General features: G+C 61.6%; 28 protein-coding genes. 10 read left to right on the top strand and 18 right to left on the bottom strand.

Going from position 1 to position 23,458, the window contains the following annotated elements:
• Positions 1–47 precede the first annotated feature (47 nt).
• Complete coding sequence (locus AO692_RS31900) at positions 48–1,154, top strand: ABC transporter substrate-binding protein (protein ID WP_244483579.1); 1,107 nt, start codon at positions 48–50, stop codon at positions 1,152–1,154.
• An 82-nt stretch (positions 1,155–1,236) separates the two neighbouring features.
• A complete protein-coding gene (locus tag AO692_RS31895; RefSeq protein ID WP_054314093.1) occupies positions 1,237–2,307 on the top strand; it encodes a siderophore-interacting protein in 1,071 nt (356 codons plus the stop codon).
• Positions 2,308–2,423: 116 nt separating this feature from the next.
• Here the strand turns inward: AO692_RS31895 and AO692_RS31890 are convergent, their stop codons facing one another.
• Positions 2,424–2,846, bottom strand: coding sequence for a VOC family protein (locus AO692_RS31890; protein ID WP_054314067.1), 423 nt, complete (start codon positions 2,844–2,846; stop codon positions 2,424–2,426).
• 206 nt (positions 2,847–3,052) lie between these two features.
• Here AO692_RS31890 and AO692_RS31885 point away from each other — a divergent pair, with 206 nt between their 5' ends.
• A complete protein-coding gene (locus AO692_RS31885) occupies positions 3,053–3,820 on the top strand; it encodes an AraC family transcriptional regulator (protein WP_054314092.1) in 768 nt (255 codons plus the stop codon).
• A 34-nt stretch (positions 3,821–3,854) separates the two neighbouring features.
• Here the strand turns inward: AO692_RS31885 and AO692_RS31880 are convergent, their stop codons facing one another.
• Genes AO692_RS31880 through cueR form a run of 3 tightly spaced genes read right to left on the bottom strand, consistent with a single transcriptional unit; the run spans position 3,855 to position 6,327 of the window.
• A complete protein-coding gene (locus AO692_RS31880; protein ID WP_054314066.1) occupies positions 3,855–4,310 on the bottom strand; it encodes a YqaA family protein in 456 nt (151 codons plus the stop codon).
• A 19-nt stretch (positions 4,311–4,329) separates the two neighbouring features.
• Entirely contained in the window at positions 4,330–5,841 is a 1,512-nt protein-coding gene (locus AO692_RS31875) for a multicopper oxidase family protein (RefSeq protein ID WP_054314065.1), read from the bottom strand.
• Positions 5,842–5,880: 39 nt separating this feature from the next.
• Entirely contained in the window at positions 5,881–6,327 is a 447-nt protein-coding gene (gene cueR, locus AO692_RS31870) for a Cu(I)-responsive transcriptional regulator (RefSeq protein ID WP_054314064.1), read from the bottom strand.
• 266 nt (positions 6,328–6,593) lie between these two features.
• Between cueR and AO692_RS31865 the strand changes: the two genes are divergently transcribed.
• On the top strand, positions 6,594–6,818 hold the full coding sequence (locus AO692_RS31865; RefSeq protein WP_054314063.1) for a heavy-metal-associated domain-containing protein: 225 nt from the start codon (positions 6,594–6,596) through the stop codon (positions 6,816–6,818).
• Between the two features lie 203 nt (positions 6,819–7,021).
• Here AO692_RS31865 and AO692_RS31860 read toward each other — a convergent pair whose 3' ends face one another.
• The 4 genes from AO692_RS31860 to AO692_RS31845 all read right to left on the bottom strand — a co-directional run bounded on the left by AO692_RS31860 (position 7,022) and on the right by AO692_RS31845 (position 8,866).
• Positions 7,022–7,219: a hypothetical protein gene (locus AO692_RS31860; RefSeq protein WP_054314062.1), complete on the bottom strand. Its 198-nt coding sequence runs from the start codon at positions 7,217–7,219 to the stop codon at positions 7,022–7,024.
• Between the two features lie 168 nt (positions 7,220–7,387).
• Complete coding sequence (locus AO692_RS31855) at positions 7,388–7,783, bottom strand: GFA family protein (protein ID WP_054314061.1); 396 nt, start codon at positions 7,781–7,783, stop codon at positions 7,388–7,390.
• Between the two features lie 189 nt (positions 7,784–7,972).
• Positions 7,973–8,470 (bottom strand): SRPBCC family protein, encoded by a 498-nt coding sequence (locus tag AO692_RS31850; protein WP_054314060.1) that lies wholly within the window; start codon positions 8,468–8,470, stop codon positions 7,973–7,975.
• Between the two features lie 147 nt (positions 8,471–8,617).
• Positions 8,618–8,866: a ParB N-terminal domain-containing protein gene (locus tag AO692_RS31845; RefSeq protein WP_054314059.1), complete on the bottom strand. Its 249-nt coding sequence runs from the start codon at positions 8,864–8,866 to the stop codon at positions 8,618–8,620.
• A 141-nt stretch (positions 8,867–9,007) separates the two neighbouring features.
• On the opposite strand from AO692_RS31845, the gene AO692_RS31840 reads away from it, so the two are divergent.
• The 4 genes from AO692_RS31840 to AO692_RS31825 are packed head-to-tail and all read left to right on the top strand — an operon-like array spanning position 9,008 to position 12,838.
• Entirely contained in the window at positions 9,008–10,348 is a 1,341-nt protein-coding gene (locus tag AO692_RS31840) for an aspartate aminotransferase family protein (RefSeq protein WP_244483575.1), read from the top strand.
• A gap of 8 nt (positions 10,349–10,356) precedes the next feature.
• Positions 10,357–11,286 (top strand): 3-keto-5-aminohexanoate cleavage protein, encoded by a 930-nt coding sequence (locus tag AO692_RS31835; RefSeq protein ID WP_054314057.1) that lies wholly within the window; start codon positions 10,357–10,359, stop codon positions 11,284–11,286.
• The gene (locus AO692_RS31830; RefSeq protein ID WP_054314056.1) at positions 11,286–11,804 is read left to right on the top strand and encodes a GNAT family N-acetyltransferase; all 519 of its coding nucleotides are present in this window, start codon (positions 11,286–11,288) and stop codon (positions 11,802–11,804) included. Before AO692_RS31835 ends, AO692_RS31830 begins: the two co-directional genes overlap by 1 nt.
• Positions 11,801–12,838, top strand: coding sequence for a histone deacetylase family protein (locus tag AO692_RS31825; protein WP_054314055.1), 1,038 nt, complete (start codon positions 11,801–11,803; stop codon positions 12,836–12,838). The genes AO692_RS31830 and AO692_RS31825 overlap by 4 nt, the downstream gene beginning before the upstream one ends.
• Positions 12,839–12,840: 2 nt before the next feature.
• On the opposite strand, the gene AO692_RS31820 is transcribed toward AO692_RS31825, so the two are convergent.
• Both AO692_RS31820 and AO692_RS31815 read right to left on the bottom strand, forming a co-directional pair.
• The gene (locus tag AO692_RS31820; RefSeq protein ID WP_054314054.1) at positions 12,841–14,103 is read right to left on the bottom strand and encodes a cysteine desulfurase-like protein; all 1,263 of its coding nucleotides are present in this window, start codon (positions 14,101–14,103) and stop codon (positions 12,841–12,843) included.
• 125 nt (positions 14,104–14,228) lie between these two features.
• Positions 14,229–14,690, bottom strand: a complete 462-nt coding sequence (locus tag AO692_RS31815; RefSeq protein ID WP_082407741.1) for a hypothetical protein — start codon at positions 14,688–14,690, stop codon at positions 14,229–14,231.
• 299 nt (positions 14,691–14,989) lie between these two features.
• Here AO692_RS31815 and AO692_RS33475 point away from each other — a divergent pair, with 299 nt between their 5' ends.
• Positions 14,990–15,154 (top strand): hypothetical protein, encoded by a 165-nt coding sequence (locus AO692_RS33475; RefSeq protein ID WP_162839680.1) that lies wholly within the window; start codon positions 14,990–14,992, stop codon positions 15,152–15,154.
• A 46-nt stretch (positions 15,155–15,200) separates the two neighbouring features.
• Here AO692_RS33475 and AO692_RS31810 read toward each other — a convergent pair whose 3' ends face one another.
• Positions 15,201–15,716: a DUF1993 family protein gene (locus AO692_RS31810; protein WP_054314053.1), complete on the bottom strand. Its 516-nt coding sequence runs from the start codon at positions 15,714–15,716 to the stop codon at positions 15,201–15,203.
• A 127-nt stretch (positions 15,717–15,843) separates the two neighbouring features.
• Between AO692_RS31810 and AO692_RS31805 the strand changes: the two genes are divergently transcribed.
• Complete coding sequence (locus AO692_RS31805; protein ID WP_054314052.1) at positions 15,844–16,884, top strand: hypothetical protein; 1,041 nt, start codon at positions 15,844–15,846, stop codon at positions 16,882–16,884.
• A gap of 17 nt (positions 16,885–16,901) precedes the next feature.
• Here the strand turns inward: AO692_RS31805 and AO692_RS31800 are convergent, their stop codons facing one another.
• The 7 genes from AO692_RS31800 to AO692_RS31770 all read right to left on the bottom strand — a co-directional run bounded on the left by AO692_RS31800 (position 16,902) and on the right by AO692_RS31770 (position 23,251).
• Positions 16,902–17,753: a phospholipase gene (locus AO692_RS31800; RefSeq protein ID WP_054314090.1), complete on the bottom strand. Its 852-nt coding sequence runs from the start codon at positions 17,751–17,753 to the stop codon at positions 16,902–16,904.
• 101 nt (positions 17,754–17,854) lie between these two features.
• Complete coding sequence (locus AO692_RS31795; protein ID WP_054314051.1) at positions 17,855–19,483, bottom strand: molybdopterin-binding/glycosyltransferase family 2 protein; 1,629 nt, start codon at positions 19,481–19,483, stop codon at positions 17,855–17,857.
• Positions 19,480–20,184, bottom strand: coding sequence for an XdhC family protein (locus AO692_RS31790; protein ID WP_054314050.1), 705 nt, complete (start codon positions 20,182–20,184; stop codon positions 19,480–19,482). Before AO692_RS31790 ends, AO692_RS31795 begins: the two co-directional genes overlap by 4 nt.
• A 12-nt stretch (positions 20,185–20,196) precedes the next feature.
• Positions 20,197–20,535, bottom strand: a complete 339-nt coding sequence (locus AO692_RS31785; protein ID WP_054314089.1) for an XdhC family protein — start codon at positions 20,533–20,535, stop codon at positions 20,197–20,199.
• A 22-nt stretch (positions 20,536–20,557) separates the two neighbouring features.
• Positions 20,558–21,787 (bottom strand): VWA domain-containing protein, encoded by a 1,230-nt coding sequence (locus AO692_RS31780; RefSeq protein ID WP_054314049.1) that lies wholly within the window; start codon positions 21,785–21,787, stop codon positions 20,558–20,560.
• Between the two features lie 6 nt (positions 21,788–21,793).
• On the bottom strand, positions 21,794–22,726 hold the full coding sequence (locus tag AO692_RS31775; protein WP_054314048.1) for a MoxR family ATPase: 933 nt from the start codon (positions 22,724–22,726) through the stop codon (positions 21,794–21,796).
• A 24-nt stretch (positions 22,727–22,750) separates the two neighbouring features.
• Positions 22,751–23,251 carry a flavin reductase gene (locus tag AO692_RS31770; protein WP_054314047.1) on the bottom strand — a complete coding sequence of 167 codons (501 nt, stop codon included), beginning with the start codon at positions 23,249–23,251 and terminating at the stop codon, positions 22,751–22,753.
• Positions 23,252–23,458: the final 207 nt, after the last annotated feature.

Genomic DNA, 23,458 nt, shown 5'->3' with positions numbered 1-23,458 from the left:
GCAGGATCGCAGGAACGCGTGCCACCCAGGCGCCGTACTTGCTGCTGGTGCTTGGCCTGGCCTTTCTATTCAGCAGCTTCGGCTGGCAGCCGGCACGCGCCGAGATCCTTTTGACAGACGCGGCCGGTCGTGAGATCCGGCTGGAAAAACCGGCAACGAGGATCGTGACGAACGAGAGCCTGCTTCTGCTTTCGCTGGCGCTGATCGACCCCGACCCGGTGGCAAAAATCGCGGGATGGGCGGCACCCAGGCGCCTCGACAGCGGCGTCTATGCCGCTTTCCGCAAACGATTTCCGCAAGCCATGGACATTCCCGAGGTCGGTGGTGTGCTGCCCACCAAGAGTTCCGCCGAGGCGATCTTGAGCGCGCGCCCGGATATCTTCGTCGTCAGCATCTGGGATCCAGGCTGGAGCGATATCGTCGAGATCCTGAAATCGGCAGGTGTTCCCACGATCTTCCTGGACAGCCCTAGGAACAGCACCCTCAGCCCCGCCGAAGTGACCAGTTCCTCTATGACCCTGCTCGGCAAGGCGATCGGCCAGGAGGCCAAGGCCAGTGAATACGCCGGCTTCGTCAAGGAACGGTACCGTCTGATCGAAGAAAGGCTGAAAGACGCTAAAGATCGGCCGAGCGTGTTGATCGACGCCCATGCCGGCGCTGTCTGCTGCTCGTCGCCGGGCGCGAGCAACCGCATGACCGAGGCCGTAGAGATGGCGGGTGGACACAGCATCGGCGCCGATATCCCCGGCTACGATGGACAGCTCAGCGCCGAATTTGTCCTCGGCATGGACCCCAAGGTCTATATCGCAACCGGCGGTCCGCACCTTGCCGGACAGGGTGGTCTGGTTGTCGGAGGCGGCGTGAGCGCGCAATCGGCCCGAGCCTCGCTACAGGCGGCGATCGGTCGTGATTTCCGCGGCGAACTAACCGCGATACGCAGCGGTCGCGCCTACGCCGTGTCACACCAGCTCTCGATCTCTTCCCTGAACTTCCTCGTTTTCGAATGCTTCGCCAAATGGCTGCATCCGGAGCTTTTCAGCGACCTCGATCCCAACCATACCCTGGCCGAGATCAACGAACGCTTCATGGCCGTACCGCTCGAAGGCACGTTCTGGATCAGTTTGAAGGACGATGCTGCCGTAACGCCGCAATGAGATGACCAGCTTTCGAAAGCATCCAGCAGCACGACATTTCTAGTGTGCGACAGAATCCAAGCTTGAACGCAAGGCTTTGATCATGATGACATTTTCTGCCCGGACCCGTGTGGCGCTGTCCGATCCCGAGTCGATCATCGCACCTGTCTGCGAGCATATGCTCGAACATGGCGGCGTCGCACGCGTGGAAGGCAGCGTCCGCATCCTCGAATTTTCCGGGGCCCGTGCGCGGTTTCGCCTGACCGACGACGGCACATTGGTGGATGTCGAGGCCAACAGCCTGGAAAACCTCTATTTCGTCAGGGTTGCCGTTGCCTCGCATATACTGGAATTCTCCGAGCCTGCCGCCCCCACCATCGTCTGGAGTGGCGACGGTGGGGAACTGGCGCGTCCGCCAAATTTCCAGATCTTGCGTATAACCGATGTACAAGACGTCACGCCCCACATGCGCCGCATCTCATTTCATGGCGACAATGTTGCCCGCTTCGCGGGAATGAACGCGCTGCATCTCAATGTCCTGTGCCAGCATCGCGATCTCGCGGCACCGCAATGGCCGACGGTCGGCGGCAACGGACTCGCCCAATGGGAAGATCCGGCAAGACGCCCGACCTTGCGGAAATACACGGTGCGCTCACTCGATGTCGCCGCAGGCAGGCTCGACATCGATTTCGTACTCCATGCCGACGCCGGACCTGGATCGGCGGTGGCCGAGGTTGCGCAAATCGGGGCCGAGATCGGCGTCATCGGCCCGGGCGGCGGCGGCCTCGTCGAAGCTGACTGGTATCTCTTCGCCGGAGACGAAACGGCCCTGCCCGCGATTGCTCGCATGCTGGAACACCTTCCCGCGCAGGCACGCGGCGAAGCATTCATCGAAGTTGCGGACAAGGACGAAGTCCAGCACCTCGCCTTCCAGGCCGACATCGAAGTCACATGGCTTTATCGTGATGGTGCGGCCGCGGGCACGACGTCGCTGTTGACCGACGCCGTGCGAAGCAGCGTACTGCCGCGCGACGGATCATCCGTCTATGTCTGGGCCGGCTGCGAATTCGCTGCATTCCGTCAGATCCGCAGCTATTGCCGCACCGAACTCGGTCTCAAGAAAGACGAGCATCTGGTGGTATCCTATTGGAATCGCGGCAACAGTGCCGAATAAACACATACGCAAAAGCAATTCCGGGAAAAGTGTGTAACGGTTTTCCGTCCGGAATTACGCAAAAACAAAGAGTTAGAGCGTTTTCGTGAAAAACACTCTAAAGACGATCGACACGGTCATTCCTCAGGGATGAATGCCGAATTGTAGACGACTTCCCAAAGATGATCGTCCGGATCCTGGAAATAGCCGGCATAGCCGCCCCAGAACGTTTTCTGTGCCGGCTTCACCAGCCGCGCTCCGGCCGCGATTGCCTTTTCCATGACGGCATCGACTTCCGCCTCCGTTGCCACATTGTGGCCGAGCGTGAGCTCGGTCGGGCTGCGACCGGTCTTCGCGATCCCGGCGTCATGGGCGATGTTTGAGCGCGCGAAAAGGGCGAACTTCAGCCCACCTCGCAGATCGAAGAACACGACGGCGCCGTGCTCGAACTCGGTTCCGATGATACCTTCCGTCTGCAGCCCCAGACCGTCACGATAGAATTTCAGCGACGCCTCGAGATCGTCGACACCAAGCGTGATAACGCTGATCCTGGGTTTCATAATGATGGCCTTTCCTAATGGACGTCGGTTGTCGCCGGCGAGAGCAACGTCGGCTCTTGACTTATCTGCACTCAAACGAAGCGCATTGCTTGAACATTTCGGCCAATCTCGCCGGCTGGAATGGCTGGCCGGTTGAACCACGGCCCTATCGGACGTACCTGTTGAAGACGAAACCGGCCAGACATTCGAGGGTCAGGGAGATTGTCATGCAGGCGGTGCCGGCACAGGCAACCGGCCACTATCATGAGCGTCCGGTCGCGCCTTTCCTGCGCGACTGGTTCTCTGCCGTGTGGGTCCACCGGTTGCCGGAAGCCGCGGCGCCGCCTGTGGTGGTCGCGCCTGACGGAACAATCGATTTGCAATGGATCGACGGTCACTTCCGTGTCGCTGGCCCCGACAAAGATCCGCAAACCGAAATGATCGCAGCCGGCGCGGCCGTCATCGGTTTCCGCTTCCAGCCAGCCGCCGCCGCGGCTTGGCTCGGCGTTCCAGCGAATGAGCTGCTTGGACAGCGGCTGGCGATCGAGACCGTGCTCGGCCGAAAAGGTCGGTTGTTGGGCACCAATATCCGAAATCAGCCGGATCTCGCCGAACTGATCCTATCCATTGAGAAGAGCATAGTGGATCATGCCCATCGCGGCGTAGCCGATCACACCATGCGGGCCGCATTTCGACTGATCGAGGCTGGCCCGCCCCTTGATGCGCCGCTCATTCCCTGGCTGGGACGAGCTCTGGTGATGAGCGAGCGCACGCTCAGACGTCGCTTCGACGAAAGTTTCGGCTACGGTCCCAAAACGCTCGACCGTGTCCTGCGGTATCAACGCTTCCAACGCCTGTTGCGAAGCTCGCAAGCGTCAACGGCGATGCTGGCGGCGGAGGCCGGTTATGCAGATCAGCCGCATCTGGTCCGCGAAAGCCGTCGCCTCACCGGCAGCACACCAGCGCAGCTCGAGCGCATGCTCACCAGCCGGTAGGGCCTGACCGTTTCACGCGCATTCCAGGTACCCCTCAGCCGGCAGCCCATGCGTGTCCGACAACGATTGCTACATAACGCGCAGCCTTGCCTGTCCCGACCAGCACGATGAACCGCCATAAGCCGACGCGGGCCGCCCCTGCTGCAACGGTCAGTGCATCGCCGATGATCGGCAACCAGGCGAAAAGCAATGTCCAAACACCATAGCGCCTGAACAGGCTCATCGCCTGCTCATAGCGCTCGCGCGAAACCGGGAACCAGCGACGGCCATGCAACACTTCGACACCACGGCCGATCGCCCAGTTCACCAGGGATCCAGCTGTATTGCCGACGGTCGCCGCGATGATGAGGAGAACGGGATCGCCACGGCCGGCGGCGAGCAATCCGAGCAGAACCAGCTCGGACGACGCCGGCAGCAGCGTTGCGGCGAGAAAGGCGCTTGCGAACAACGCGCCATAGGGTGCGAGTACTTCCACCAGAACCACACCCATCTTCCGTCTTTGGTGCCGGTCAGACCGTTACGTCGACAATGCCCATCATGCCAAGCTGCTCGTGCTCGAGAATATGGCAATGGTACATGCGTTGCCCCGGCAGATCCTGCTTCAACAACAGCCGCACGGTTTCGCCCTGCGCGACGTTGACGGTGTCCTTCCACGCTCGATAGGCAGGCGGCGTCACCTTGCCGTCGCGCTCGTGCTCGACAACCTGGAACTGCGTGCCATGGACATGGAACGGATGGTCCATGTCGGCCTTGTTGATCACCTCCCAAAGTTCGACCTCGCCGACCTTGGCAGCGACATCGACGCGTTTCATGTCGAAGGCCACGTCGTTGATGAAGAAACCCATTTCCATGCCGCCGGCACCCATGCCCATCTTCTCGGTGAAGACAAAGCGGCGGTTGATTTTCGGGGAACCAAGGGCTGCGATGGTGCGCAGCTTTTCGGGCAGCGGTGGCATCGGCTCGCTTGCCGTCTCGGAGACGTTGACGGTCAGCAGCGCAAGCCCGGCATCATCCGGCTTGCCCGGTCCCATCCAGCCGCGGTCGTAGGCGAGCGTTTCCAGCCGTGCCGCGCCCGGCTTGTCGAATGACACCACCAGTTCGAGGCGCTCCGCCGGCGCCAGCAACACGTCGTCGACCACGACCGGGGCCTCCAGCAAACCGCCGTCCGTTCCTATCACCGTCATGGCAGCCGCGCCGAAGGAGAGTTTCAGGAAGCGCGCATTGGTGGCGTTGTAGAGGCGGAAGCGGCGTTTGGCGCCAAGCGGCACGTCGAGCGTCGGGTTCTTCTGGCCGTTGACCAGGACATGATCGCCGACGCGGCCGTTCATCATGTCGACCATCGAATTTTCGGGGATGGTGCCGTCCGCACCAAGACGGAGATCGGTGAAGACCAGCACGGTATCGCCATAGACCGCCGGAACCGGATCGGCTTTCGGCTTGACCACGAAGACACCAGCCAGCCCACGATAGACCTGTTCGGCCGTCTTGCCGTGCGGATGCGGGTGGAACCAGTAAGAGGCAGCACTCTCCGCCGGCAGATCGAATGCATAGCGGCGGTTGGCGCCCGAAGCGACGGGATCCATCGGATTGCCATCCTGATCGGCTGGTACCGGCATGCCGTGCCAATGGATGGTGCTGTCCTCGCCAGGGATATCGTTGGTGAAGTCGATCTCGACGCGATCGCCTTCGAAGACTTCTATCAGCGGACCAGGCGTCATGCCGTTATAGGCAAGCACCGGCGTTTCGACGCCTTCGGCGAAGCGGGCTGTCGCCGGGGCGGCCGTCAGCTTGGCGCGGAAAAGGCCCGCCTTGTCGGATTGGTTGGCCAATCTGGACACTTCACGCAACGCCTCACCTTCCTTCAGGACGAGCGCCGGCTTGGCTGGTTCGGTTGCCATGCCATGGCCGGAATGGTCCATGCCCGGCATCGCGTTCATATCGTCCATCTTCATTTGTGCCAGCGCGTGGCCGCCGGTGGCGAGCGTGGCGAGACTTGCCGTCAGAAAGGTGCGCCGATGCATTGGAGAACTCCTCGTGCGATGGTCTTGATCAATTGTGGTTCAGTGCGCGCCGTAACGTCTCGAGGCGGAACGCCTGGGCTTCGGCGGAGCTGCTTCATGGCCGCTCGAAAGTTCCTCGATGATGGGGCAGTTCGGCCGCTCGTCACCGTGGCAGGTCTTGGCCAGATGCCGCAGCGTTTCCGCCATGGCATGCAGCTCACGCATCTTGCGCTCGAGCTCCACGACATGCGCCATCGCGAAACGCTTGACGTCGCCGCTGGCGCGCGAGCGGTCGCTCCACAGCGCCAGCAGGTTCGTCATCTGCTCAACCGAAAAGCCGAGATCGCGCGCCCGGCGGATGAAGCGCAGCATGTGCACCTCATCGGGTGAATAGTCCCTATAGCCGGCTTCAGTGCGCGCCGGGCTGGCGATCAAACCCACCTGTTCGTAGTAGCGGATCATCTTGGCCGAAACGCCGGAAGCGCTGGCCGCTTGTCCGATATTCATCGACCCGCCTCCTCTTGGCAGGATCGGGCAGCATCCCTGGCGCGGACAGACGAGGCAGAGTTTTTCATGGTTTTGGCAACTCCCTTCCGGTTGTTGCCAAAGCAGATAGAGTTTCCAGTGACTGGAAGGTCAAGCGTCTGTTTTCAAGAATTTCATCGTCGCCTGGATCGCTCCCGGGTGTCGCAAGCATGTCGTATCGAGGCGCTTGACCTTCCCAGCATGGCAAGCCCCACAACCACCTCGTCATCCACGAAAGGAGTGTTGCGATGCTGAACCTGAAAGTACCGGAGATGACCTGTGGCCATTGCGCCAGCACAGTCGAGAAAGCGGTGAAGGGTATTGATCCCAAAGCCAAAGTCAGCGTCGATCTCGGCACATCGACCGTATCGGTGGAAGGCGCCAGCGACGAGGAGGCGATTTCGGCTGCGATCCTGCAGGCAGGCTATGCCAATGAAAAGCTTGTCGTCACCTGCTGCGGCAGCTGTCACTAGAGCAGTTCCAGGAAAAGTGTGTAGCGTTTTCCGTCCGGAATTGCGTAAAACAAACAGTTGGAGCGTTTCCGTGAAAAAACGGAACCGCTCCAACGAAAACGGCCCCGCTCTTTGGCGGGGCCGTTTAAAACTTCTGACGAGGTTCCTGCGAAGAGACCGCGTCGTCACGCCATTCAGAAATGGCTAGCCAGCAAATCTCACTCTCAGCCGCCCATCCATTGCGGCAGGCAGGCCTTGGCGATGATATGCGCCGGCGGGATCGTCGGCTCGATGCCGGAACGCATTCGGGCCCTTTCGAGAAGCAGGCGTACATGTTCCGGCCGCCAACCGTCGCGCTCCATCACGAGTTGCACGATCTGGTCGCCTAACAGCTCTTCCAGGGTCTCTCTGCGCTCACTCATGTCTCGCCTCTTCGAAAGCCACCCGCGATACATAGATAGGGCGCCAAACATGGCAGCCCAATGATGGTTCGTCGGCTATTTCGAGGAATTTGAAGAAAAAAATGCGGCGGCGTCAGTGATGTATTTCACACACGCTCGACGGGCGGCAGGCCATAGCGCAGCAGCTGTTCATGCCGGAGGCGGTGCACCCTCGAATTGCGGCAGACCGTCGTCGATGACGAGCCAGGGCTGCTTCGAAGCTACAAAGATGTGCATCTCCGGCGCGAAGCCTGTCGGATCGTCGAGCGACCCCGAAGTCACGCCCACGATGCCGGCTTTGTCACGTTGCGATAGCATGGTCGTGCCGCAATGCGGACAGAAGCCGCGTCTGATTTCCGCGGAAGAACTGACCATGGCCAGCGGCCCTTCGACAGCCACGGCATCGATACGAAACAGGAGCCGCGCATTGAACGCCGCGCCGATCGCCTTCTGACAAAGGCGGCAGTGGCAGATGCGCTGGTTGATCGGCTCGCCCTCGGCTGAATAGCGCACCGCGCCGCACAGGCAACCACCTTGGTATTTCATCGTCGTTCCAGCATCCTCGAAAAGGGAAATGGCACGGTAGTGTGCCGCTCCGTGCCGTCAAATCAAAAGCCGTGATGCGGCTTATTCGAGCCATCGATCAAAGTGTCTTAGAGCGCCGCGTGTCCGTTCGGACACGCAAAGGACGCTCTAACACTTTTGAATCTACGCATCGTGCTTTCCGAAAATCGATTACGATTTTCGGGCCGATGCGCTAGCCAACGCCTCGAGCTGATCGGCACAGATGCCCCAACCCTCGTGGAAACCCATCTGTTCGTGCTGCTCGCGGTCGGCGGCTGTCCAGTGCCGCACGCGGGCAATGTAGCGGGTCTTGTCGGTGCCTTCGTCCTCGAAGGTCAGCACGACGGTCATGAAGGGTTTCTGAGAAGGCTGCCAGTCACCGACATAGGCATCAGTGAAAACCAGCTTTCGACCGGGAACCACTTCCAGATATTGGCCAGCGTTGGGGAATTCGCTGCCGTCCGGCCCAGCCATCACGACAAGTGACGCGCCGCCGGCGCGCAGATCCACTTCGGCACGCGGCGTTGTCCACGGTTTCGGCGCGAACCACTGAGTCATCAGCTTGGGGTCGGTCCAGCAGCGATAAACGGCTTCACGCGGTGCGTCGATGATGCGGGCAAGAACCAGTTCGTTCTCCGACGAAGGTGCGATGTCGAGCTTGGTTGGCATGGTAATCCTCTCCTTGATACGTTGATTTGCGGTCTTCGCACCAAGGACGGATCATGTTGCAGCGACCCGACATCCTCCTCGAAAATTTTCAGCGGGCGATGTGAAAACAGGATTCATTTCAGGCATTTGCGGGCGAAAGCGAAAGCTTCAATGCTTTCTCGCCTGGACCAGATAGGCGTCGATGGTCTCCTCACCCAGCCATTTCGCAGCTTCCAGCCGATGCAGCCCTTCGACCAGCACATGGCGTTTGCCGTCATGCCGAACCTGGATCGGCATCTTCATGCCGTTTTCCAGGATATCTTCGGCAAGGTGGCGAACGGTTTCGGGATGCAAAGTCTTGCGCCGTGCCGTCGGCACGTAGATGTCGTCGATCTTGACCCTTTGCACTCTCAGCATAGCCGCTCCCAGGAAAACATCCGTGCATCCTAGATAGTCGACTTACGCGCCGGCACCAAGCTGGCCCGATGCTTTCCATTTGACGCCCGGCAAGCTGATGATCGAAATGAGCGGGAGTAGTCATCCAGCCCCATCAATCCTGTGACAAAACCCAACCTCTTCCATTTCACCCGCTTGCCGCGCCCCACGGTCGACCGCGCCGACGGCATCTACCTTTGGGACAAGGAAGGCCGCCGCTATGTCGACGGCTCCAGCGGAGCCGTGAACGTCAACATCGGCCACAGCAATCATGCCGTAATCGACGCGATGAAGCGGCAGATGGATCGTGTCAGCTTCGCCTACACCATTCATTTCGAGAGCGAGCCGGCACTCGCACTCGGGCGCGAGCTGGCGGAGCGCCTGCCGGCAGGGCTGAACCGCGTCTATTTCGTCTCCGGCGGGTCGGAGGCGGTCGAAGCCAGCCTGAAGCTCGCGCGGCAATGGGCCGTCGCCACAGACCAGCCCAAGCGCTGGAAAATCATTGGACGCATGCCGTCCTATCACGGCATCACCGTCGGCTCGCTCGGCGTGACCGGTGACGAAGTCCTGACCCCTGTCTTCACGCCCATCGGCAAGTCAATGCCCCTGGTGCCGGCACCCTTCGTGCATCGAGACAGAGACAACCTGTCGCTCGACGAGCGCGGACGGCGCTATGCCGACATGCTCGAGGACAAGATCGTCGAGGAAGGCGCCGACAGCGTGCTCGCCTTCATCATGGAACCTATCGGGGGTGCCGCGACCGCGGCCCTGGTGCCGCCTGACAGTTATTTCACCCGCGTCCGCGAAATCTGCGACCGCCACGGCATCCTGCTCATCCACGACGAGGTGATGACCGGCATAGGCCGCACCGGCAGGTTCCTGGGCGGCGATCACTGGAACTGCCGGCCCGACATCGTCGTGCTCTCCAAGGGACTGTCCTCAGGATACGCGCCGCTGGGAGCGATTGTGGCGACCGAAGCGGTCGTCGGCCCGGTGCTTGCCATGGGCGGCTTCCTGCATGGCCACACCTATGGCGGCAATCCCGTCGCCACGGCTGCGGGCCTTGCCGTGCTTGGCGAGATCGACAGGCTCGGACTCATCGAGAATGCAGCTGCCATGGGCGAAGTTCTGAAAGCAGAACTGCAGGCCCTGACGGGGCGATTTCCTTTCGTGGCCGATATACGCGGCAAGGGACTGCTGCTCGGTGCCGAGCTTTATGCCGACCCGGTCGCCAAAACGCCTTTGCCGCGCGAGCAGAATGCCAATGTGCGACTCATCGATCTTGCCTTCGAGCGTGGACTGATCATCTATTCAAGGCGTGTGCGCGGCGGCCCTGAGAGCGACAATTTCATGGTCTGCCCACCGCTGATCGTGACGCGCGGACAGATCGGCGAGATCATCGACGTGCTGGGCGACAGCCTGCAAGCTCTGGCCGACGAACTCGGCCTGCCGGTCAATTCCTGAGGATCGCCATGGCGCCGAACAAAGTCATCATCACCTGCGCGATCACCGGTTCGGTGCACACGCCGTCGATGTCGCCCCATCTGCCGGTCACGCCCGACCAGATCGCCGTGGATGCCATAGCAGCGGCCGAGGCCGGCGCCTCGATCCTGCATCTGCATGCGCGCGACCCACAGGATGGCCGACCGACAGCAGCCCCCGCCGTGTTCATGCAATTCCTGCCGCGCATCAAGCAGGCAACCGACGCCGTGGTGAACATTACCACCGGCGGTTCCTCGCTGATGAGCCTGGATGAGCGTCTGGCCGCGCCTTTGCAGGCCGAACCGGAAATGTGCTCGCTCAACATGGGGTCGATGAATTTTGCGCTGTTCCCGATGTTGGACAAGCCCCGCGACTGGCAACACGAATGGGAACAGAAGCTTCTGGAAGCAACGCGCCACACCATCTTCAAGAACACCTTCGCCGATATGGAGACCATCCTGGACAAGCTCGGAAAGGGTTGCGGCACGCGTTTCGAGTTCGAATGCTACGATGTCGGCCACCTCTATTCGCTCGCCCATTTCCGTGACCGCGGGCTTGTGCAAGGCCCCCTCTTCATCCAGTTCGTTCTGGGCATCCTGGGTGGCATCGGTGCCGATCCGGAAAACCTCCTCCACATGAAGCGGATCGCCGACAAGCTGTTCGGCAGTGACTACAGGTTCTCCGTACTCGCCGCCGGCCGCCAGCAGATGCCGCTGATTTCCATGGCTGCCGCCATGGGCGGCAATGTCCGGGTCGGATTGGAGGACAGTCTCTATGACGGCCGCGCGCTGGCGAAGTCCAATGCCGACCAGGTCAAGCGCATCCGCGGAATACTCGAAGGCCTGTCGCTGGAGGTCGCAACGCCCGCCGAAGCGCGCCAGATGCTGGCGCTCAAGGGTGGCGACCGGGTGGCATTCTGATGACCGACCTGAAACAGGCGACTGTTCATATCCGCCCGGCAAAGGTGGAAGACGTGGCGAACATCCACGTGGCATTGCTGGGCATCGCCGAGACGGTCGGTGAACTCCACAAGATGCAGTCCACGCCCGAAGACATCCGCCGCGACGGTTTCGGCGACAAGCCGCATTTCCAGGTGCTGATTGCAGAAATCGATTCAGAATTCGCCGGCATGTGCCTGTATTTCCCCATCTATTCCACCTGGAGAGGACGGCCTGGCGCCTTTGTTCAGGACCTTTTTGTCGTAGAAAATTTCCGTGGCATGAAGGTCGGTGAAAAGCTGCTGCGGCATCTGGCGCGGCAGGTCAGCGGCGAAGGCGGTGTTTACCTCGAACTCGCGGTCGACACCGGCAATGTCGGCGCGCAACGCTTCTACGAACGCATCGGCATGGCCCATCAGGCCGACGACCAGGTCCACAGGATCATCGGCGATGCGCTCTTCGCCTTCGCCACGGCCAAGGATTTCGGGGACGACACGTGAAAGCTTATTATGCCGACGAACAGAAGCGCCACGATCCCAAGGCTTTTCTTTCCAGCGGCGCCCCACAGCCCAATCCGGAACAGCCGGAACGTGTCGAACGGCTGAAGGCCGGCGCGCTTGCCGCCGGCTGTTCGATCGAGCGGCCGCGCGACCATGGGCTTGGACCGATAGCTGCCGTGCACACGCCGGAATATCTCGATTTCCTCGAGCATATTTTCGAACGCTGGCAACGCATCGAAGGCGCCTCCGAGGAAGTCATTCCGAACATCCACCCGCTTGCGCGCACCGGCTCCTACCCTGCATCCGCCGTCGGCCAGGCCGGTTACCATATGGCCGACACCGCCTGCCCGATCTCGGCGGACACCTGGAACAGCACACTGTGGAGCGCCTGGAGCGCCGTGGACGCGGCTGAAGCCGTGCTTTCGGGCGAACCTGCCGCCTACGCGCTCTGCCGTCCGCCAGGCCACCACGCCTTCGCCGATGTGGCCGGCGGCTTCTGCTTCATCAACAATTCTGCCGTCGCCGCGCAAGTGCTCCGCAGCCGAGCGGCGCGCGTGGCGATCCTCGATGTCGACCTGCATCACGGCAACGGCACACAAGGGATCTTCTACACACGCCCCGACGTCCTCACCGTCTCGATCCACGCCGACCCGGTGCGCTTCTACCCCTTCTTCTGGGGACATGCCGACGAGCGCGGCGAAGGGCCCGGCCTCGGCTACAATCTCAACCTGCCCCTGCCCCGCAAATCCGGCGACGACGCATTCCTCGAAGCGCTCCACACCGCGTTCCGCCGCATCCGCAGCTTCGCGCCGGATGCCCTTGTCATCGCGCTCGGGCTCGATGCTTTCGAAGGAGATCCTTTCGGTGGGCTGTCGGTTTCGACGCCCGGCTTTGCCCGCATCGGCGAGGCAATCGGCAGGCTAGGCCTGCCGACGGTGATTGTGCAGGAAGGCGGCTATCTGTGCGATGCGCTCAGCGCCAACCTGACCAGCTTCCTCAGCGGCTTCGGCGCCAGCCATCGTCAATCGCGGTAGCGTCAGCGCTGCTGTCGCAGCATCGCGATGGTGCGGCTCACGCTTTCGAGCGTTTCGTCCACCTCGGCGGCAGTATTGTAGTGCGCGATGCCGATACGCACGACACCCTGGTCGGCGGGAATTCCGAGTTGGTGGACGATCTCCCAGGCGTAGTTGTGCCCTGACCACAGGAAGATGCCTTCGGCATTCATCGGCCTGACAATGCTTTCCGGCTCGATACCCTCGACGGTGAAGGAGACGGTCGGCACCCGCTCATGCACCCGTGCTTTATCGGTAATGCCGTGAATGGTGAGCCCATCGATCGCCGAAAGCCCGTCGATCAATTGTAGCGCCAGCACGTTTTCATAGGCGATGGAAGCGCTGAACGCCGCCGCGATCTTATCACGACGCGAACCCTTCGCGCCGGCCGCTTCGCCCAAGCGCTCGAAATGGCCGATCGCTGCCGTCAGCCCAGCCATCAGTTCGATCTGCGGCGTTCCGAGCTCGAACCGCTCCGGCAGTTCGTTTGAGGAGCACCGGCATTTGTAAGGCTGGAGGGCGTCTATGACCGCGCGCCTGCCCCACAGGATGCCCATATGCGGGCCGAAAAACTTGTAGGCCGAGCAGATCAGGAAATCGCAGCCGATCCCGGCGACGTCGACAAGCCCATGCGGTGCGAATTGCACCGCATCGACATAGACCAGCGCGCCAGCCTCCCTGGCAATGCGGGTGAGATCCTTCACCCGGTTGATGGAACCTGTGAGATTGGAAGCGTAGTTCAGCGCCACCAGCCGCGTTCGATCGTTCAGAAGAGCGGACAACGCAGCCGGCTCGACCTGCCAGCTTTCCTGGTCGAAAGGCAGCCAGCGCACGACAAGCCCACGATCCTCGGCCAGTTGCAACCAGGGCGAGACATTGCCCTCATGGTCCATGCGGGTGAGGATGATCTCGTCACCCGGAGCGAAATCACGACCCAGCGTGCGCGACATGTGGTAGGTCAGCGTCGTCATGTTGGCGCCGATGACAATCTCCTCGGCCGTTTCCGCGCCGAGGAAATCCGCCATCGCAGAGTGGGCATCGTCGACGACCTTCTGGGCAGCCAGGGTCGTCTCGAAGAAACCGCCGAGATTGGCATTGGTGTTCAGGAGACATTGCGACACCGCATCGGCAACCGATTTCGGCACCTGGGTTCCAGCCGGATTGTCGAGATAGATGCGGCGGCGGCCGCTATCTGTCAGCGAAAGCGCCGGAAACGCACCACGCACGAATTCGATCGGAAAATCCATCCTGTCCTCGCTCTGTCTGCCCATTCTTCATGCCGTGCCAGGGAGAGCACAACTAGGGACAGAAGTGCTGACCCGCTGATGCACGAAGCCAGCGTTCTGTATGTCTGATGTCCGGAACCGCAAAGCTAACGGCGGCGCGTTGCGGCCAGGGCCGTTTTTCTGGCATCGTCGATCAGCATATTCGCCACCTGCATCCGGATCATGGCGCGTTGCTTCAGGTGCGGCGCGACCCGATCCGGATGATTGGCGAAAGCGAAATCGCGGCGAAGGCGCGCGAGATCAGCAGCCTTCGCGATCCGGCCAAGGCCGAGTTCTGAAGCGATGGCTTCAGGATCGATGGGCGGCAGGACTTCTTCCGGTTCGGGATGCTCGTCGGCCAGCACGATGCGCGCCTGATCGAGCAGAGTCGAGAATTCAGCGGCCAGATCAGCCCCGCTCTCGCGATATTCGGCTGCTACCGCCTCGCCGGAGACCTTGATGCGGCCGGAATGCAGTTCGTCGACGACGGAAAGATAGTCGAAGGGAATGGTCGGTTTGGCGCCGACCTCGTCCGCTTCTCCGGAAGCGACAAAGAGATCGTCGAGCAGGGATGCGAAATCCCGCTTGGCTCCGGTAGCGATGTCAGCCTCCCAGCGATGCGCGCCCAACCCTATGTGCGCGGACGATACATCCGGCTCGTTAAGAATGCATGCCATCGACGACGGATTTTTTAGCGGTTGGCCCTACCTCTCCAAACATCCGCCGATGCCATTCTTCCGTATTTTCAATGAGGTGCGACATATTGTGCAACGCAGCATAAAACCGACCGATGTGGCGATGCTGCACTGCAACAGCGGTCATGAATCACCTATATGGAAGGCGGGAGGATCAACCGGAGCCGAGAACCATGGGGTTCTTCACCGAGATGTTCGCCCGTCCGCGCCCGCAAGAGCAGGCGCTCTATCGCGCCTCGCTGGCGCTCATCTATGCGATGAGCCGTGCCGACCGCGCCGAAGCCGGCATCAAGCCGGCGGATTTCCCGCGTATCGCCCGCACGCCTGCTCTACGCTAGGCCCCAGCGTTCGACAGGCCCAGCAGCCTGGCCCCGCAGCGGAAATTCAGGACTTCTGCCCGCCGCTTATGAAGGTTGTCTTGCCCAGTGGCACACCGTTGTGCCGGAGGATGTCGTAGGCGGTCGTCACGTGGAAATAGAAGTTCGGCATGGCAAAATGCAGCAGATATTGCAGGCCGGGCATCGCGATCTGCCGACCACCAAGCTTCAATTCGATGTTCCTGTCTTCCGAACCATGGATGTCATCGGCTGAAAAGGTGGCCAGATAGTCCGTGGTGCGGCCGATGCGCGCGTGCAGATCGTCGAAGGTCAACTCGTCATCCTCGAAACGAGGCGCGTCGCGCCCCGCGAGCCTGGAACTCGCACCTTTGGCATGATCGGTTGCGATCTGAACCTGCCTGGTCAGTGGAAACATATCAGGAGCAAGCCGCGCGAAAAGGAAGACTTCCGGGTCGATCTTGCGTTCCACAGCGTTTTGCTCCGCAGCGTTCAACACGCCGGCCAGTGCCTTCAGCCTCGCCATAAACACCACAACCGATGCGTCATACATGGATATCGCCATAGCCGTCTTCCCTGTTGCCCCAACCAAGACGTAGCGCTTTCACCGACGATTCTTCAAGCGTCGCCAAGCCGTCACGCGCCTGCCTCATTCGACATCGATGCTGGTCGCGTCGAGTGGAGATTCTTCGATGAAAAGTGCCCTTTTCGCCGCGACTGCAGCCATCGGCCTTACGCTGTTGGGTCAAGCCGCCCGAGCCGCCGAACCACCCTATCTCGACGACCGGACCGATGCCGCCGCGGTCATCCGTTCACTCTACAACGCCATCAGCCGCCATGAATACGCGCGTGCCTGGGACTACTTCGGCGACACCAAGCCGGCCAAGGATTTCGACAGCTTCACCAAAGGTTATGAAGGCACCGAAACGGTCGAGGTGGTGACTGGAAATGCGGGCAGCGACGGGGCCGCCGGCAGTATCTACTATACCATTCCTGTCGCTATCCGCGCCGTCGACAAGGGCGGCAATGGCAAGGTCTTCGCCGGCTGCTATACGCTGCGCCAGGTCAATGCCGAGATTCAGGCACCGCCCTTCAGTCCGATCCGCATCGAGAAAGGCGCGCTGAAGCCTTCCGACAAGGACCTCGGAGAGGCTTTGCCGGAAAGTTGCGGCGACAGCCCTCCAATTCCGAAAAAGGATGCGGAATTGGACAAGGCAAAAAGAGCCTTTCTCGCCAGCTATGCCGATGAATGCGATCCGGAAGGCCCTGATGGTCGCCAGATCGGCGACCCTACGGTCTACAGCATCAGCTACAAGCCCTCCGACGATCAGCCGGACAAGACGGTACGGCTGTTCCAGTTCTTCTGCTCGATGGCCGCCTACAATGAGAGTTCGATCTTTTATTTCTCGGAGGCCGAGCAGAGCGTAAACCAGCTGCAGTTCGCCGTGCCGGAACTCGATATCCAGTATGAAAACGGCAACACGGAAGGCAAGGTCGAGCATGTCGGCATCACCGGGTTCCGTACCGTCGACCGGCTCATAAACGCCGGTTATGACGAGAATGCCCACACGCTCGTCTCCAATGACAAATGGCGCGGTCCGGGCGATGCCTCTTCAAGCGGCACCTACCTTTTCCGCAACGGAATGTTCGCCCTGGTACAGTACGATGTCGATGCAAGCTACGATGGCGAAATCAACCCCGAAACGGTGATCGACTACAACACCGCGCCCTGACCACCGACGAAGCCGGCTTACTTGGCGCGCGACAGCATCCAGTTCAGCGTCTCGCGCCAATCCGTCATGCGGATCGGCGTGCCATGGGTCCCGGTTTCGAAGCGCACGAAGCGGGCTGGATAAGCCTTTGATTTGGCAAGGATCGAGCGAAAGAAGGCTTCCTGGTTCTCGACCGGAAAGACCGGATCCTTGCTGCCCTGCCCAAAGAATACAGGTACGCGCCGCTTGAAGGCCGGGCTCGCGAAGAAACTCTCGTCCCACAGCGACCCCAGCAGCAGCAGCCCATCGAGGCGGCTTCCGGTGTCGGTGCGACCAGCCAGTTTCCAGCACAGCGCCCCGCCCATCGAGCCGCAGGCCACGAAGATCTTCGCGCCCGGCGAACGCTCGGCATAATAGCTTATCAGCGCCGCCACCTGGCCTGCGCCCTTGTCTCCGAAATCGGTGAAATCCGGCGACAGATACAAGCCGCCATTGTCGGCCATCAGGTTCTTGATGCGATTGAAATTGCCGCCGAACGTGAAATCGTCCACACCCTGTTTGCGGCTACCGCCTTGCCCGTGCAGATAGAGCACGATGATGGCAGCTTTCTCGGTCTTGCCGACCGCGACATGGCGCAGCGTTCCCGCATCGGTCTTCAGCGCCAGATCCTGCTGCACGCTGCGCACGCCGGTCGACGTGTACCGGGGCTGTACGCGCCGTTCCGACACGGCATCGCGCTCGTTGATGTCGCGCATTTCGCGATAGTCGACCACGCGATAGACGTCGCCCTTCTCGGCGGAAAGTATGCCGGGGTAGGCAAACAACTCATCCTTGAAGGGTTTCAGCGTTTGCGCTTCGGCGAAAATCACTGTCGAGGCAAGCGACAGCAGAAGCGCCAGCGGAAAGCGAAGACGGCGCACAAGGCTGGAAGTTGGATGGGAAAAAACAATCGGGATCATGAAAGAGCGTTGCGTTGTCGCAAGCCCTTTTGTCAATCCTGCAACACGCCGCCAGCGTCGGCCAGCGCCTCGCGCGTGTCGACGTCGACGAAGGCACCCGCTCCGATCTCGACATCGATGACGTCCAGTCCCTCGGCTTCGACGAGATGGCGTGCGCCGGTGTCGCCCTCCAGATGACTGACGCCAGCAAACAGAGAGCGCGGCAGGATCACGGGATTGCCGCGCCGCCCGTCATGCGAGGCGCGTACCACCGAACGCCCTCCGGAAGTGCGGAAAGCGTCGATCAGCCGGTCAAGATCCGTTGACGATACGCCCGGCATGTCGCCCAGCATCACCAGCACTCCGGCTGCGTCATCTGCAAGTGCGGAGACCCCGACCTTGAGTGAGGTCGACAGACCTTCGGCGAAATGCGGATTTTCGGCGAAAGTGACTTCAAGGCCCGCAAGCGCGCTTTTCACCCGCTCGCCCTGATGACCGGTGACCACGATCACGCCGTCCGCCTTCGAGCCCAGTGCGCGCTCCGCGCTCAGTCGCGCCAACGGATTGCCGCCGAAGAGCGCGAGCAGCTTGTTCGGCCCGCCCATACGGCTGGAGCGGCCGGCCGCCAGCAACACGACCGGCACCTTCTGCGCAGGCGCCTTCGTTTCTCCCTTGGCGGAGGCGAGCTCGCGCGGCTGCGGCCGGGTCGGTATCTCCATCAAAAGCCCACCCACGCCCATGCCGGCGATATCCTCCTTTGTCACCGGAATGCCGGTCATCAACCGATCCAGCACCCAGTCGAAGCCATTCAGCTTCAGGCTGCGCGCACAACCCGGCGCTCCGAGCACGGGTTTGCCCTGCCGCTCGCCCAGCACGAAAAGATTGCCCGGATCGACCGGCATGCCGGAGCGGTGGACGATGCCGCCGGATGCATGAATGGCCGCCGGGATAACGTCCTCATCGGGGTCGCTCATCGCCGAGGCTCCGAACACCAGTACCATGTCGCTGTTATCGGCCAGTTGCTTGATGGCGCGGGCAACGTCCGGTGCGGAATGCGGCGTGCGGATCTCGCCCGAGATCGTACTGCCGGTACGCCCCAGACGTTCCTCGGTGACCTGGAGGGTCTTGTCCAGCACGCTGCCCTTGATCGAGGGCAGCACGGTTTGCACCACGCCTACCCTGAACGGCTTGTAAGGATGCATGCGGAAGGCGTCCCCTCCGCGCCCGAGCTCCAGCGCACGCTCCAGCACGCCTTCCGGGACGGCAAAGGGGATGATCTTGATTGTCGCCACCATCTGCCCCTCTACCATCGGCGCGAAAGGCGGCATGGTGGCGATGGTGATGTCGGGATCGACCAGATTGATGGAATCGATCAGTTGCCTGTCGACCGTGAAAACACCGGAAACGGTCGCATGGAGGTTGACCCGACCGGTGGCTGCAGGTTTCGCCTCAATGCCGGCGAAAGAAAGCCCGGAGGCCAGCCGCTCGGCAGCGACATTCTCCTCGACATCATCGGCGGCGAGCACGGCGACGATGACGTCCTTCAGGCCTGCACCGCGCATCGCGGCGATGTCTTCGGCGGAAAGCACGCGCGCCTTGCGGAAGCGCTTTCCGCCGACCACGGTCGAATGCGCCAGGATAGCGCCTTCGGCTTCCTCCAGCGGCACCGGCCCGAATTTCACGCTGCTTCGCCCTTGCGTTCCAGACCGCGCGAACGGAAGGCGCTGATCACCTCAGCCAGCACCGCCACCGCAATCTCGGCCGGGCTCGCCGCCCCGATGTCGACGCCAATCGGCGAATGGATGCGTGCGATATCCTCGGCACCCGCACCCAGGGCCAGCAGGCGCTCGACTCGCTTTGCGTGCGTCTTGCGGCTGCCGAGCGCACCGACATAGAAACAGCCCGCGTCGAGCGACGCCTTCAGCGCGAAATCGTCGATCTTGGGATCATGGGTGACGGCAGCGAGCGCCGTGTAGCTATCGAGCGGCCGCCGCGCCAAAACATCTTGTGGCCATTCGGCATGGAGCGGCACGTCGGGAAAACGATCCGGCGTTGCGAAAGCGGTACGCGGATCGATGATCTCGACCGGATAGCCCGCGATCCTGGCCATCGGCGCAAGCGCCTGGCTGATATGGACGGCACCGATCACCACCAGGCGCGGCTGCGGCAGGTGCGCGTTGAGGAAGAAGGTGCGCCCCTCGGCCTCGACGGAACCGGAAAGCCCGGTGCGGAAGGCCCTTCCGATGGCGGCACCGAGTTCTCCGGCAACCGTATCGCCCTCGCGCACGACACGGTCACGCCCGTCACCAAGATCGGTCACGAGAACGGCGGCGCGGCGTGCGCGACGCTCGGCGTTCAACGTCTTGAGAACATAGGGATCCATGCTTCGATACCCTTATCCCAGCCGTTCGACATAGACCTTGATGCGTCCGCCGCAGGAAAGGCCGACCTGCCATGCCGTTTCGTCCGCGACGCCGAATTCGAGCATCCTGGCCTTGCCGGAACCGATGACGTCCAGCGCTTCGGCCACCACCGCCCCTTCGACGCAGCCGCCGGAAACCGAACCGTGGAAATTGCCGTCCGCATCGATCACCAGATGGCTGCCGGCCTGGCGCGGTGCCGAACCCCAGGTTTCGACAACCGTGGCCAGAGCGACATCCTTGCCGTTCTTCATCCAGTCTTCCGCGATGATCAACGGATCGCGGGCTTCATCGAGATAAGTGCTGTCATGCATGGCCATTTCTCCAGACATATGGCTACGCCGCTTTTGCAATGCCAGCGTCGAGCCATCGACGCGGGTCGTTCTCACGCATCGGGCTACGAACCAGCGACACGCAAAGATCGGTAAGCGCGTTCAGATTGTGCACGGGCCGGAATTCGTCGACATGCGGCAGCATCGCGCGCACACCGCGCGCACGGGCCTCGAAGCCATCGAAGCGCAGCAACGGGTTCAGCCAGATCAGACGCCGGCAGGATTTGTGCAAACGCTCCATTTCGCTGGCAAGCCCGTAGACATGGTCGCGTTCAAGCCCGTCGGTGATCAAAAGCACCACAGCACCCTGACCCAGCACCCGTCGCGACCACAGCCGGTTGAATTCGGCAAGCGTCTCGCCGATACGGGTGCCACCCGACCAGTCCTTCACGGCACTGGAGGCATCGGCCAGCGCCTGGTCCGGATCGCGGTGTCGCATCTGGCGCGTCAGATTGGTGAGACGCGTGCCGAACACGAAGGCTTGGACACGCCGGCGCTTCTCCGTCAACGCGTGCAGGAAATGCAGGAAGATGCGCGTATACTGGCTCATCGAGCCGGAAATATCGGCCAGCACCACCAGCGGCGGGTGGATTTCACGCGGCGATCGGAATTTCGGCAGGATCAGCGCCCCGCCGGTACGCGCCGATGCCCGCATCATGGCACGCGGATCGATACGTCGGCCGGCCGCGTCGGCCTTGAAGCGCCGCGTCGTCACAAGGTCGAACGGCAATCGCAGTTGCGAGATCGCCTTGCGGGCATCGGTGAGTTCGGCTGCGCTCATCTGCGCAAAATCCTTGCCGCGCAGCATTTCATTGCCGGAGACAGTGAAACGTGCGTCGATCTCGATTTCCGGAATCTCGCGCGGCGGCGCCGCGTTCTGATGTCCCTCCAACAGCGCATCGCTGACCCGGCTCTCGGCAGCGCGCGGCTTCTGCCGCTCGCGGTTCTCCAGTGCCACGGGCGAGAACATGGCAAGCAGCTTCTCCACGAGTTCGCGCGATTTCCAGAACAGGCGGAAGGCCTCGTCGAACGTGGCGTGATCCTCGTGGCGTGTGACGAGCACCGCGTGCAGGGTCCAGTAGAAGTCGTCCCGGCTACCGATGCCGGCGGTGAGTACCGCTTCGATGGCGTCCTTCACCGAGGCAGGCCCGACCCGCATGCCCGCCTTGCGTAGCGCACGCGCGAAATAGACGATGTTGTCAGCGATCCGGCCTTCCGGCTGGCTGCCTGTCATTTCACCCTACTCCGCCGCCGACGCGAGTTCCGCCTGGACCTCCTGGAGGATGCGCCGCCCTTCCCCCTGCTCGATACGGGCGATGTCGTCCTGGTATTTCAACAGAACGCCGATCGTGTCGGACACGGTTTCCGGGTCGAGCGCCACCTTGTCGAGTTCAGTCAACGCGCCAGCCCAGTCGATGGTTTCCGCCACGCCCGGCGCCTTGAACAATTCGATCTGCCTCAGCTTCTGGATAAAGGCGACGACCTCAGCCGACAGGCGCCTGTTGGCACCCGGCACCTTGCGCCTGACGATCTCCAGCTCGCGTGCGGCATTCGGATAATCGACCCAGTGGTAAAGACAGCGACGCTTCAGCGCGTCATGGATTTCGCGGGTGCGGTTGGTGGTGATGATGACGATTGGCGGCTCTTCCGCCTTGATCGTGCCGAGTTCGGGCACCGTCACCTGGAAATCGGAAAGGATTTCAAGCAGGAAGGCTTCGAACGCCTCATCGGTGCGGTCAAGCTCGTCGATCAGGAAGACAGGGGCCGCCCCTTCCTTCCCGGTCAGGGCATCGAGCACCGGGCGGCGGATCAGGTATTTTTCCGAGAAGACGTTGCGTTCCATGGTCGAGCGCTCGACCTTGCCCGCGGCCTCTTCCATGCGGATTTCGATCATCTGGGCGGCGTAATTCCATTCATAGACCGCCGAGGAAACGTCGAGCCCCTCATAGCACTGAAGACGGATCAAGCGCCGGCCAAGCGCCGACGCCAGCACCTTGGCGATCTCGGTCTTGCCGACGCCGGCTTCGCCTTCGAGAAACAGCGGCCGCTTCATGCGGAGCGACAGAAACAGCACTGTCGCCAGCGACCGGTCGGCCACGTAATCCGCGCCGGTCAGGAGATCGAGCGTTTCGTCGATCGTCGCCGGCACGGGGCACGGTTTCAGTTCGGTCATTCTGGCTCCGTGAATGCCCGCGGCCTAGTCCTGCAGGATGCGGTAGCCGCGATCGTGGTAGATCAGCGGCTTCAAATTATCGCCGATGCGCAAGCCTGTCACCTTGCCAAAAAGCACACGATGGGTTGCCAAGTCCTTGGTATCGAAGAGTTCGCAGTCGAAAACCGCAAGCGCGTCGGACAAGGTCGGAGCACCTGTCGAGATCGTGTCCCACTGCCCGAGAGCGAAACGCTCCTCGACCGACAGACCCGTTATGCCCGAAAAGCCAGCCGACAAGGACTGGTGATGCGAAGACAGCGTATTCAGCGCGAAATTGCCGTTCTGGATGAATGCCTCGTTCTTCGGATTAACCCGATTGAGACATACCAGCACCATCGGCGGCGTGTCCGACACCGAACAGGCAGCAATGACGGTTGCGCCGCGTTTGCCTGCGACGCCGTCGGTGGTAATCACGTGAACATGGCCGGCAAAATGGCTCATCGCGTCGCGATAGGCCTGCGGCTCGACATCATTCTTCATCAACACGGGCGATTTTCCAGACACCAAACCCCTACCGCTATATATGGCCGTATCCCGCGCACCACAAGCGAAGTGGTTGATGCAGCCACCGAAATTGCCGTGTTGCACCAAGACCTGGCAGCCGTTAGATCAGGATGACGTTTGGTTGAATCGTCATCCTGATCTAACTCTTTGTTGGAGCATGATCTTTTAACCGGTATCCGCTTTTCGGGA

This window comes from Mesorhizobium sp. 1M-11, from assembly GCF_001303895.1.
Classification (GTDB): Bacteria; Pseudomonadota; Alphaproteobacteria; order Rhizobiales; family Rhizobiaceae; genus Mesorhizobium.
This window is presented reverse-complemented; position numbering and strand designations above follow the sequence as displayed.

What these genes read in the sequence shown, in the direction of transcription:
- AO692_RS31835 (WP_054314057.1), top strand. Translation starts at nt 10,357, where the DNA reads ATGGCGCCGAACAAAGTCATCATCACCTGCGCGATCACCGGTTCGGTG.
- AO692_RS31865 (WP_054314063.1), top strand. Translation starts at nt 6,594, where the DNA reads ATGCTGAACCTGAAAGTACCGGAGATGACCTGTGGCCATTGCGCCAGC.
- AO692_RS31885 (WP_054314092.1), top strand. Translation starts at nt 3,053, where the DNA reads ATGCAGGCGGTGCCGGCACAGGCAACCGGCCACTATCATGAGCGTCCG.
- AO692_RS31775 (WP_054314048.1), bottom strand. Translation starts at nt 22,726, where the DNA reads ATGACCGAACTGAAACCGTGCCCCGTGCCGGCGACGATCGACGAAACG.
- AO692_RS31880 (WP_054314066.1), bottom strand. Translation starts at nt 4,310, where the DNA reads ATGGGTGTGGTTCTGGTGGAAGTACTCGCACCCTATGGCGCGTTGTTC.
- AO692_RS31850 (WP_054314060.1), bottom strand. Translation starts at nt 8,470, where the DNA reads ATGCCAACCAAGCTCGACATCGCACCTTCGTCGGAGAACGAACTGGTT.
- AO692_RS31890 (WP_054314067.1), bottom strand. Translation starts at nt 2,846, where the DNA reads ATGAAACCCAGGATCAGCGTTATCACGCTTGGTGTCGACGATCTCGAG.
- AO692_RS31805 (WP_054314052.1), top strand. Translation starts at nt 15,844, where the DNA reads ATGAAAAGTGCCCTTTTCGCCGCGACTGCAGCCATCGGCCTTACGCTG.
- AO692_RS31820 (WP_054314054.1), bottom strand. Translation starts at nt 14,103, where the DNA reads ATGGATTTTCCGATCGAATTCGTGCGTGGTGCGTTTCCGGCGCTTTCG.
- AO692_RS31785 (WP_054314089.1), bottom strand. Translation starts at nt 20,535, where the DNA reads ATGCATGACAGCACTTATCTCGATGAAGCCCGCGATCCGTTGATCATC.
- AO692_RS33475 (WP_162839680.1), top strand. Translation starts at nt 14,990, where the DNA reads ATGGGGTTCTTCACCGAGATGTTCGCCCGTCCGCGCCCGCAAGAGCAG.
- AO692_RS31895 (WP_054314093.1), top strand. Translation starts at nt 1,237, where the DNA reads ATGATGACATTTTCTGCCCGGACCCGTGTGGCGCTGTCCGATCCCGAG.
- AO692_RS31780 (WP_054314049.1), bottom strand. Translation starts at nt 21,787, where the DNA reads ATGACAGGCAGCCAGCCGGAAGGCCGGATCGCTGACAACATCGTCTAT.
- AO692_RS31860 (WP_054314062.1), bottom strand. Translation starts at nt 7,219, where the DNA reads ATGAGTGAGCGCAGAGAGACCCTGGAAGAGCTGTTAGGCGACCAGATC.
- AO692_RS31830 (WP_054314056.1), top strand. Translation starts at nt 11,286, where the DNA reads ATGACCGACCTGAAACAGGCGACTGTTCATATCCGCCCGGCAAAGGTG.
- cueR (WP_054314064.1), bottom strand. Translation starts at nt 6,327, where the DNA reads ATGAATATCGGACAAGCGGCCAGCGCTTCCGGCGTTTCGGCCAAGATG.
- AO692_RS31875 (WP_054314065.1), bottom strand. Translation starts at nt 5,841, where the DNA reads ATGCATCGGCGCACCTTTCTGACGGCAAGTCTCGCCACGCTCGCCACC.
- AO692_RS31845 (WP_054314059.1), bottom strand. Translation starts at nt 8,866, where the DNA reads ATGCTGAGAGTGCAAAGGGTCAAGATCGACGACATCTACGTGCCGACG.
- AO692_RS31790 (WP_054314050.1), bottom strand. Translation starts at nt 20,184, where the DNA reads ATGGATCCCTATGTTCTCAAGACGTTGAACGCCGAGCGTCGCGCACGC.
- AO692_RS31810 (WP_054314053.1), bottom strand. Translation starts at nt 15,716, where the DNA reads ATGGCGATATCCATGTATGACGCATCGGTTGTGGTGTTTATGGCGAGG.
- AO692_RS31855 (WP_054314061.1), bottom strand. Translation starts at nt 7,783, where the DNA reads ATGAAATACCAAGGTGGTTGCCTGTGCGGCGCGGTGCGCTATTCAGCC.